The 9009-nt window shown below is 51.4% G+C and carries 6 protein-coding genes and 2 pseudogenes; 2 read left to right on the top strand and 6 right to left on the bottom strand.

Going from position 1 to position 9009, the window contains the following annotated elements:
• The 5 genes and pseudogenes from EXY20_RS39530 to EXY20_RS22110 form a co-directional block, all read right to left on the bottom strand.
• A pseudogene (locus tag EXY20_RS39530) lies at window positions 1-334 on the bottom strand (hypothetical protein); the annotation flags it as partial.
• Between the two features lie 42 nt (window positions 335-376).
• On the bottom strand, window positions 377-586 hold the full coding sequence (locus EXY20_RS39105; RefSeq protein WP_167859425.1) for an ATP-binding protein: 210 nt from the start codon (window positions 584-586) through the stop codon (window positions 377-379).
• Between the two features lie 297 nt (window positions 587-883).
• Window positions 884-1345 carry a GNAT family N-acetyltransferase gene (locus EXY20_RS22120; protein ID WP_135554278.1) on the bottom strand — a complete coding sequence of 154 codons (462 nt, stop codon included), beginning with the start codon at window positions 1343-1345 and terminating at the stop codon, window positions 884-886.
• A gap of 265 nt (window positions 1346-1610) precedes the next feature.
• A complete protein-coding gene (locus tag EXY20_RS22115; RefSeq protein WP_135554277.1) occupies window positions 1611-2051 on the bottom strand; it encodes a carboxymuconolactone decarboxylase family protein in 441 nt (146 codons plus the stop codon).
• A 54-nt stretch (window positions 2052-2105) separates the two neighbouring features.
• Window positions 2106-3056: a sigma-70 family RNA polymerase sigma factor gene (locus EXY20_RS22110; RefSeq protein ID WP_167859424.1), complete on the bottom strand. Its 951-nt coding sequence runs from the start codon at window positions 3054-3056 to the stop codon at window positions 2106-2108.
• A 329-nt stretch (window positions 3057-3385) separates the two neighbouring features.
• Between EXY20_RS22110 and EXY20_RS22105 the strand changes: the two genes are divergently transcribed.
• Together EXY20_RS22105 and EXY20_RS22100 are read left to right on the top strand one after the other, a co-directional pair.
• A complete protein-coding gene (locus EXY20_RS22105; protein WP_135554275.1) occupies window positions 3386-4237 on the top strand; it encodes an NAD-dependent epimerase/dehydratase family protein in 852 nt (283 codons plus the stop codon).
• A 168-nt stretch (window positions 4238-4405) separates the two neighbouring features.
• Window positions 4406-5740, top strand: a pseudogene (locus EXY20_RS22100) (IS1182 family transposase); the annotation flags it as partial.
• A gap of 186 nt (window positions 5741-5926) precedes the next feature.
• On the opposite strand, the gene EXY20_RS22095 reads toward EXY20_RS22100, so the two are convergent.
• Window positions 5927-8467, bottom strand: a complete 2541-nt coding sequence (locus EXY20_RS22095) for an adenosylcobalamin-dependent ribonucleoside-diphosphate reductase (RefSeq protein WP_407944932.1) — start codon at window positions 8465-8467, stop codon at window positions 5927-5929.
• Window positions 8468-9009 lie beyond the last annotated feature (542 nt).

Below are 9009 nucleotides of genomic sequence, written 5' to 3'. Positions count from 1 at the left end.
GGCAATTTAACGCTTTACCGTAAGCTGACCGAGCCTGATTTTTAGGCTCGGTTGGTGGAAAAATCCCCACGATTATGATGGGGAAAAATGCACGATTATTTGGGGGATTTTTGCTTGACGAAATACAGCCAGATCGAGCCACCCCCTCGATCACGTGCTTAACCATGTGATCGTCAAGGATTCGACGACCGTTCTGCGCGCCGTAGATCAGGCAATGCGTGGCAACTTTGTTGATCAAGCGGGCACTGCCGTTGGCATAGCGGTAGATGTCGTCGATCGCGCCGCCCGAGAAAATCGCTTGCTCGCAGCCGGCATAGGCCAGGTGCCACTTCACGTAGTCTTCGGTCTGCGCCCGATCGTAATGGGGCAGCTTGCATTAAAAATCGATCCGTTGCCGAATCGCGGAATAAACCTGAAGCGACAGCTTCTCCCACAGCTCACTCTGTCCGACGAGAATCAAGGCCATCGGACTTTGCGCATCCATTCGGAAGTTCAGCAGAAACCGTACTTCCTCCAGCATCTCCCGATCAAGCAGATGGCTTTCGTCCACGATGACCACCGGCTGCAGGCGATGAATGCCGCGCATCAGCTCGATTTCCCGATGCAGTCGAAAGCCCTTTACTTTGGGTTTAATCTTGCGAGCCGATGTCCAGTGAAAATAAAGTTCTAGACTGAGTAGCTTGATCTGACGGGGTTTATGGGGATTGAATATCGTCAGACTCAGAAAATTAAGTATTAGACTGACAATAAAAAGAAGCAACGGCAGACCGAGACTTGAAGAAATAAAGTCTTAGACTGCCGCAGTCGTTGTTCAACTAACGTTCCCCGATAGCACAATCCTTGTAGAAACTACTATGACTTTGGCACTGAATTTATTGTCTCTCTAGGCCTTTAGAAAATAATGATAACATTCTTTATCTCTCTCATAGCCACTTTTTTCATATATCCCTTGTGCTCTTACATTATCAATCGCTGTTGAGAGTGCTAGTCCCTTGGCTTTGATGCTTCTTGCATAATCTTTTGCAGCTTCTAATAATGCCCGAGCAGTTCCTGCACCTCTAAAATCTGAAAGTACATACAGATCATTTAAAATCAAAGATCTTTGCATAGAAACTGAAGAAAATGAAGGGTACAGTTGGGTAAACCCGATTATTTTATTGTGATTCAGATCTTTAGCAACGAAGATAATGGATTCTCTGTGTTCAAATCGTTCAAATAAGAACTCCTTTGCAGCTGAAATATTTGATTCCTGATTGTAAAACATCCGATATTCATTAAACAAAATTGTTAATTCATTAAGATCATCGATTGTCGCCATTGATATGAGAAAAGTACAACTGTTCATATAATTCAGTCCTTTATTTGTTTTAAGTCCATTATCATTTATGTCTTTAAACTATTGCGCTAAACTATTGTGTGCAGAAAATTAAGAATTAAACTTGAGATGTTGATTTAGTGGGGTTTTTGAATCGAAGGATCGGCAGCTTTTTAAAATAAATTTTAGACTGAAGCGTTAATATATAGCAGCGGCAGCAAAGGACAAGAAAGTAAAGTCCTAGACTGCCGCTGTTGTCATTCATCTATCGTTCTCCAATAGTGGGATGCCAGGATTATGCCGGAGGGGTCAAGCCCGTCGTGATTGCGATACGGTTCCAGCCGTTGATTGTGATAATGGCCATCAGTAGCTCGCTGATCTCCTGCTCGCTGAAGTGACGAGCTGCTTCTTCGTACACGTCGTCCGGAACGTGATTGGATGCGACCAGGGTGACGGCTTCCGTCAACGCCAGCGCCGCGCGCTCTTGCGGGGTGAAGTAAGACGTTTCGCGCCAAGCGTTAAGCGTGTAGATGCGAACCTCCGTTTCACCCAGCTTGCGGGCGTCGGTTGCATGAATTTGGAGACAGAAGGCGCATCTGTTGAGTTGCGAAGCGCGTATTTTTACAAGCTCCTTCAGTTTTTTGTCGAGACTTGCGCCATCCAGAAATTTTTCGAGTCCGACCATCGCCGTGAAAGCTGCAGGGTTAACCTCTTTCAACAACATTCTGGGTTCCATTGCCAATCACTCCTTTAATAGTAGTGCCGACCAGCTTGCATCGACTTTCGCTATCTAAGACCAAGCGGAGAATCGGTTTGTGACACACTCAAGCTTGTCAGGGTTCAAAATAATAAAAATGCGCGAGATCAGCTTTTCCGCATCCCAACCGAACACCATGACCATGGCCGGCTGGCCGTCCTGGGTAACGATAAAGCCGGGTTGGCCGCTCACGTCGACCGGCAAGAACGAATCGCCCATCGTGCCTTTGCGCGCGTTACCGATAAAAAATGCTGCGATGCGCTCGCTGCCCTCGATCGGATTGATCGCCGCGCGAGCTTTGTCGCCGCCATCGGTTACGAGTACGGCGTCATGCGCCAGCATGTCCACGAGCGCGGACGAATTTCCGGTCTCGACCGCCTGTAAGAACGCTTTGGCGATAGCCCATGCTTGTTCCTCGTTACGCCGCATGGGATCGATCGCTTCCGCGCCGCCGACTTCTCCCGCCAAGCCTTGCAGCTTTTCCTTTGCCCGACTGAAAATTTTGCGGCAATTCGCTTCTGACTTCTGCACGACGTCCGAGATTTCCCCATAGTCGAAGTCAAGCGTCTCGCGAAGCAGGAAGACCGCGCGCTCGACGGCAGTCAGCCTCTCCAGCATAACAAGCATCACATACGTGATGTTCTCTTGCCGCTCGATGTAATTGGCAGGATTTCCGTTCTTTCCAGTTGCAGATCCGAGGGCTGCGGCCGCACCGCCGATCCCGCCATCGGAAATGGCAGGCTCCGGGAGCCACTGCCCGACGTAGAATTCGCGGCGTTTGCGCGCGGATTGCTTCAGTTTCAAGCTTCTGTTGGTGACCATTCGAACCAAATAAGCTTTTTCGTGCCTGATACTGCCGCGATCCACAGTCATGGCATAATCGGCCAACGCATCCTGCACGATGTCTTCCGCTTCGCTTAAGGAACCGAGCATCCGGTAGGCGAGCGTCATCAGCAGAGGACGGTACGATTCGACCGTCGACATATCCAACATCCCTTTCAACTCCTTATCTCAATCTAATCTATTAAATTTTTCGAGTGATAGGTTTATGAGCGCCCTCCCGAACAGAATGGCGCATAGAGAAATGCAGGATCTCAAGCAGACGCATCGGCAGCTGCATCAGAGAAGCTTGTGTCATGTCCCGCTATTATACTGCTTCCTTCCATTATGCTGCTAAACCTTATCGAATTCCATACAGCTCTTCATACGATTTTTTTGTTATTTCCATTTAGTTTAGCGCTTGTCGCATCTTATGTCACAAATGCGATAACAGATTGGTCTTAAATAAAAATAGATAAAGGAGGCAGTAACAAATGAAGATTTTAGTTGCTGGAGCAAGCGGCGTCATCGGAAGGGTACTCATTCCGATGCTCGTACAAAAGGGACATGAAGTGATTGGGTTAATACGCAACCCGGAGCATGCAGAAAGCTTAAAAAAAGCTGGAGCGTCATTCGTCCAAGCGGATGTATATCATCGCAAGAATCTGTTCAGCGTACTTGCCGAAACATCCCCAGAGGTGGTCATTCACCAACTGACTTCGCTGCAGGCTATGGATCCGTCCGCCAATGCAAGAATTCGCGTGGAGGGAACGAGAAACTTAGTCGATGCTTCGCTCGCCGCTGGCGTTCGCCAGATGATCGCGCAAAGCATCACAATGACCTATGCGCCCGGAGAAGGGCCGGCAACTGAGGATTGTCCACTAGATTTTGAGGCTCCGGAACCGCAACTTACAAGCGTAAATGGCGTTCATGCACTGGAAACCACCGCTGCAGAAATGCCGGAGCATGTCATTCTTAGATACGGCGTGCTGTACGGTGAAGGGACCTGGTACGGTTCGAACGGATTGTTTGCAGAGCAAGTTCGAATTGGGAACTTGCCTGCTACAGACGGCATCACTTCTTTTGTTCATACAGAAGACGCAGCAGTTGCAGCTGTTTTGGCGCTGGAGTGGCCCACAGGAACATATAACATTGTGGATAGCGATCCGGCAGCGGGTACCGAATGGGTGCCTGTCTATGCGAAAGCCCTTAACGCTCCAGAACCCAAGACAATGACAGGAAGCGTGAGAGGAGAACGCGGAGCGCTTAATACAAAGGCACTTCGGAATGGTTGGAGTCCGCGGTTCGCTTCATGGCGTGAAGGTTTCCCTAAGACGCTTCATTAAGCGACAGCTGTAGAAAAAACAATTGATTCAGTTCAAGAAAGCGGCTGTCCCAAAAGTCATGTAAATGACGGAGGGACAGCCGGTTTTACGTTTATTCAAACAAAAAGGAACCACTCTTTGGTAAAATGGAAGTACCACCCAACCATAAACCCAAAGGAGACGGTTTCTTTGTACATTCAATATAGCATGGACCAACTTTGCCTGCCAATGGATTTAGAAGTAGATATTCCCGCAAATCACCTTGTTCGCGTGGTCAACGCTGCCGTCAATCGTCTGAGCGATGCTATCTTCGACGCAGCTTATCCCGGAGGCGGACGAGATAGCTACCATCCCAAGATGCTCACCAAAATCATTTACGCCTACACCCAGCGCATTTACTCTTCTCGCCAGATCGCCAAGGCCGTACGTGAAAACATCATGTTCATGTGGATCGCAGGAAGGCAAAGACCGGACTTCCGCACCATCAACCGGTTTCGTTCGGAGCGCATGAAAGCCGTATTGGAGACCGTGTTTACCGCGGTTCTTCAATTTCTAGCGGAAGAGAACTACGTGCAGCTGGAACATTACTTTGTAGATGGCACCAAGATCGAAGCAAATGCGAATCGGTATACGTTTGTTTGGGGAAAGTCTGTCGTGAAGCAGAAGGCCAAACTCCAGGAGAAAGTCCAGACTTTGTTCGCCGCCATTGAGGAAGCCGAGAAACAAGAAGAAGGAACACACGGGAACCGGGATCTTCTTGAACGGGGCGAGTCCGCAACGATCACCAGTGAAAAGCTGGATCATGCTGTTAAGCAATTGGAGGAACGGCTGCACGAAAAGCCAAAAGACAAGCCGCTCAAGAAGGCGGTACGCATGCTCCGCAAGGACTTGCTTCCCCGCCTCCAAAAGTACGAGATTCAGGAAGGGATTCTAGGCACGAGAAACAGCTACAGTAAAACGGACCATGACGCCACGTTTATGCGAATGAAAGAAGATCATATGCAAAACGGCCAGCTCAAGCCGGGATACAATGTGCAGATCGGCACCGAAAATCAATTCATTGTCGGCTACAGTTTGCACCAGCGGCCAACCGATACGCGTTGCCTCATCCCTCATCTCGAAAAAGTAAAATCGCAGTTAGGCAGGCTACCAGGCACCGTTATCGCCGATGCAGGCTATGGCGGTGAAGAAAATTATGACTACTTGGAGCGGAACGAAGTCGAAGCCATTGTGAAGTACAGCACGTACCACAGCGAAAAGAGCAAGGCATGGCAAAAGGACATTAGCAGAATCGACAACTGGACCTATAACAGCGAGCAGGATACGTGGACATGCGCGGCGGGACAAACGCTCCATTTCCGGAGAGTAGGCAAAGAGTATACGGAAAGTGGGTATGAAATCGAGTACCGATATTATCGAAGCGCCGACTGTGGAGATTGTCCACTGAGGCCGCAGTGTACGAAAACCAAAGGTGATCGCGAGATTAAAGTCAGCATGAACTATTTGCGGTTAAAGAACCAAGCCATACTCCTCCAAAAAATTGTGCTTGCAACCTTTGTTGGTCAGCACACTTACTCCCTATTCATTTTCATGTATAATTATACATTTCTCATGAATACTGAAAAATCCATCTCACGAATTCTGAAAATATTCTCACCAATTATGACATCACACAAAAAAAAGCCCCTCTCGCGAGGGGCTTCTTGCTGCTTAGCTGCACTTGCTGTAGCCGCAGTTGGTGCATGTTTTGCAGCCTTCGGTGTTGACGAGCGAGGCCGAACCGCAGGACGGGCAAAGATCCTTGCTTGCTGCTGACCCGCCGGCCGGGGGGGCGATCACATTGAACTTCGGCGCCGGAGCTTCGGTCGCAACCGATGCGGTCACTTCCGCATCGCCGCCATTCATTTGGCTGTGCGTCTCCAGCGCCTTGGCGACGGCATCCGCGATCGATTCGACGCGGTTCGGGCCGAAACCGATCGCCCCGGAGCCGCCGATGCCTTTCAGATGTTTGATCAGCAAGTTCACTTTGTTGCCGTGATCGCCATAACGCAGGAACAACGAGCACACACGGCCAAGCGCTTCGGACATTGCAAAAACGTCGGAGCCGGCTTTGCCCACGTTGAGGAAAATTTCCCCGGGGCTGCCGTTCAAGTCGTTGATCGTAATGTACGCCATGCCGAACGGCGTATTCGCCTTGTACGTTGCGCCGCGCAGCACCTGCGGACGCCGCTTGTACTCTTTGTCGAACACTGCCGCTTCCTGCTTGCTGACACCGGCGGTTGCGGCAAGCGTGCCGCTCAAGCTATCGAGCGTCTCCGCTTCATTCCCGGCCGCCGGCGCGGCTTCCGTCGCCGCCTCGGGAGCAGCCGCCGCTTGCTTCTCTTCCTTCTTCTCCGTCTGCAGCACTTGCACGTCGCGGCTGCCGTCGCGATAAATCGTCACGCCTTTGCAGCCCAGATCGAACGCCAGCTCATACAGCCGCTTCGTCTCTTCGACGGTGAAATCGTTCGGACAGTTCGCCGTTTTGCTGATGGAGCTGTCGACCCACGTCTGGATGGCCGCTTGCACGCGAATATGATCTTCGGCGGACAAGGTCATCGACGTGACGAAATGAGCCGGCAATTCTTCGTTCGGGTGTTTATCCATCCACTCGCGAGCGATCGGCACGTATTGTTTGTCGAAGCCGAGACGGCTTTGGCGGAAATATTCGAAGGCAAAATACGGCTCGATGCCGGTCGACGTGCCGACCATCGTACCCGTGCTGCCCGTAGGCGCCTGGGTGATGACGGTCACGTTGCGCATCCCTTTCGACTTGATGGCCGCGCCGACTTCCGGGAATGTGCCGATCATTTTCTTCATAAAGCCGCTCTGAATGAATTTGTCGTAGACGAACTCCGTAAACGAGCCTTTCTCTTCGGCGATTTCGGCGGATGCGAGATAGGCTTCCTTCGCCATAAAACCATACAGCTTGTCGAGGAAAACAAGCGATTCCGGAGCGCCGTAACGGATCTCCAGCTTGATCATCAACTCGGCCAGCCCCATCGTGCCAAGACCAACGCGGCGTTCTCCCATCTGGTTGCGTTCGTTCTCGGGGAAGTGATACGGCGTCTTGTCAATGACGTTGTCGAGGAAACGCGTCGAGTAACGCACCACTTTGCCCAGCTCATCCCACGCGACATCGTGTTTGCTTTCGTCATAAAACTTCGACAGGTTGATCGCCGACAAGTTGCAGACGCCCCAAGCCGGAAGACCTTGTTCGCCGCATGGATTCGTGCAAATGATCGGGTTGAAATACCAGCTGTTGGACATCTGGTTGTAATATTCCATGAACACGACACCCGGTTCGGCCGATTTCCACGCCGATTCGATGATCGTGTGCCAGACATCGCGCGCTTTGACCGTCCGATACGGCTTGACCGCCTTGCCGAGCGACTGCCACTTGGCCAAGTCGCCGTCCCACAGCTCGTCGTATTCCGGGTCCTTCGTATCCGGAAACACCAGTTCCCAGTCGGCATCTTCCTTGACCGCTTTCATGAACCCGTTGCTGACGCACACGGACAGATTGGCATTCGTGATTTGGCCCATGGTCGACTTGACGGTAATAAAATCGAGCAAGTCCGGGTGCCAGTCGTTAATCATCAGCATCAGCGCGCCGCGGCGGCTGCCGCCTTGTTCGATCAAGCCCGTCGTGTAGCTGAACAGGCCGCCCCAGGATACGGCTCCGCTAGACGAGCCGCTGACGCCTCTGACAACGGAACGGCGCGGACGAAGCGAGCTCAGGTTGATGCCAACGCCGCCGCCGCGGGACATGATTTCGGTCATTTCCGACAGCGTTGCCATAATGCCGCCGCGACTGTCGTGCGGAGACGGGATGACATAGCAGTTGAACAGCGTCAGTTCGTCGCTCGCGTCGGCGCCGGCCGCGATCCGGCCGCCCGGTACGAGGCGCCAGTCGTCCAGCACGTAGCGGAACTTTTCGGTCCATTCCTTTTTCTTCTCGGGTGTCGCTTCCACCGAAGCCATGGCGCGGGCAAGCCGGTCCCACAGCTCTTCCGGCGTCTTCTCTTTGGTCAGCGTCAGCTTCTCGACGGCAGACTCGACGATTTCGCCGCTGCGGAGTTTAATCGACGCGATTCTGCCTTGCCTGCTGACGACCTCGCCCACTTCCTTGGCAGGAAATTTCGGATCGTCCTTCGTCAGCACGAGCACGGTGTCGCCGACCTTCGTATTGCTTGTATCGGGATCTTTCATGGCGTAACGGTCCAGAAAAATTTTCTCGCTGAGTCCATCCAATCGTTTGATTTGCGTAGTTTCCACAGACAACGACCTCCTACAAAAATAGAATCGGCACAACAGCGGCTGCAAAAAAAAGGAAAAATGATGACAGAACGCCGCCGAGTGGTGCAAAGGGCATGAAAAGCTTCCGCCGTCGCCGATGCACTGCCTTCGAACCGGCTTCGGTAGAAGCTTTCTCAACCGTCTTACCCTATTCGGACAACATCCGAAAACACGCTCCGCACGGAGCTTCTTTCCGCCGAAAAAAGCGGCAAATGGCACGCTTAAACACCCGTTGCTTCGCTTGACCGGCAGGGAAGATTCTCTTTACATATGTACAATATTACAATATGTTGTATGAGAATTCAATTATACAACACAACATATGGTGTATCGAGCATGAAAAAGCCGTTCTTCCCCAGCCTGGACCCATCTTCGCTGCATTATCTGCGATTATCTCCGTCAATCGCTGTTTTTCGTCCATTGACAAGCATAAAAAGCGACAATGTTCGACGCGG

This window comes from Paenibacillus cymbidii (assembly GCF_004764705.1).
Lineage (GTDB): Bacteria > Bacillota > Bacilli > Paenibacillales > NBRC-103111 > Paenibacillus_AN > Paenibacillus_AN cymbidii.
The sequence above is the reverse complement of the archived record's forward strand: the minus strand, read 5'-3'. Positions and strand labels throughout refer to the sequence as shown.